This window comes from Micrococcus sp. LASM2_SD2 (assembly GCF_057364565.1).
This window is the reverse complement of the sequence record NZ_JBNFOB010000408.1, coordinates 1-1,040: the sequence shown is the minus strand read 5'-3', so window position 1 is coordinate 1,040 and position 1,040 is coordinate 1. Positions and strand designations below refer to the sequence as shown.

At 76.3% G+C, this 1,040-nt stretch carries 1 protein-coding gene and 1 pseudogene; both read left to right on the top strand.

The genetic code is table 11. From position 1 onward, the window contains the following. Positions 1-344, top strand: a 344-nt coding sequence (locus AC2W7A_RS12775) for a ComEA family DNA-binding protein (protein WP_485991658.1), incomplete at its 5' end; no start/stop codon positions are given. 7 nt (positions 345-351) lie between these two features. Beyond that, a pseudogene (locus tag AC2W7A_RS12770) lies at positions 352-1,040 on the top strand (hypothetical protein); the annotation flags it as partial.

Below are 1,040 nucleotides of genomic sequence, written 5' to 3'. Positions count from 1 at the left end.
ACGTCCACCACGCGCCACGCCTTCGGGTCGGCGAGCACCCGGGCCAGCAGGCGCGCGCCGTAGCCGAGCGCGGTGAAACCACAGGACCGAGGCGGCGACGGCGCGGCGGGACGGAGGATCGTGCGGCAGCCGGGGCCGGCGAGGACGGGACATCCGGGGTGGACCTCAACACCGCGGACAGCACGGCCCTGCAGGAACTGCCCGGTGTGGGACCGGCCACCGCGGAGAAGATCATCGCCCACCGGGAGCAGGTGGGGCAGTTCCAGTCCTTGGCGGACCTGGACGCCGTCTCCGGCATCGGGCCCGCGACGCTTGAGCGGCTGGCCCCGCTGGTCACCTGGTGAGCGGACCGTGAACCGGCGGCTGCCCGGGCCCATCGACGCCCGCTGGGCTCCGGCGCTCGTCGCCGCCCTGGTGGTGGGCAACCTCGCCCCGGAGTGGACCTCCACCGGCACCACCCTGGTCTCCACCGGGCTGCTGGCAGCGGCGCTCGTGTGCGCCGTGGCGGCCGTGGCGCTGCGTGCTCCGGCAGCCGATGCACTTTCGCCGGCGAAACGGGAGCAGGGCGGACGGCAGGGGACCGTGCAGGCGACCGCGGCGCGGACCACGATCGGGGCGTTGCGCACGCTCGCCGGTGCGCTGGCGGTGGCGGCTGCCGTGGGTGCGCTGGTGTCCCAGTCGGTGGCGCTGCGCCTGGGTGAGGACGAGCGCATCGGCTGGGCAGAGACCCTGCGCGCCGGGCAGCCGGTCCGCGTGGCCGTGGAGATCACCGGGGAGCCCCGCGAGAGGGAGTCGTCCTTCGGCGCCCGGCGGGCCGCGGTCACGGTGCAGGTGACGGCCTTCGGCCCCGAACAGCATCCGCTTGCGGACCCGGCCTCCGCGGTGCTGACCGGTGGCGAGGCGTGGCTCTCGACGGCGTCCGGAGAAGCCCGCTGCACCGTGGTGGAGCCCTCCCGGCAGGACGGCACGGTGTTCCTGCGCGCCACGGCGGACCCGCGTGCGGCGCCGTGGCGCCCCGCGAGGCCCCCACCCCGGCGAGC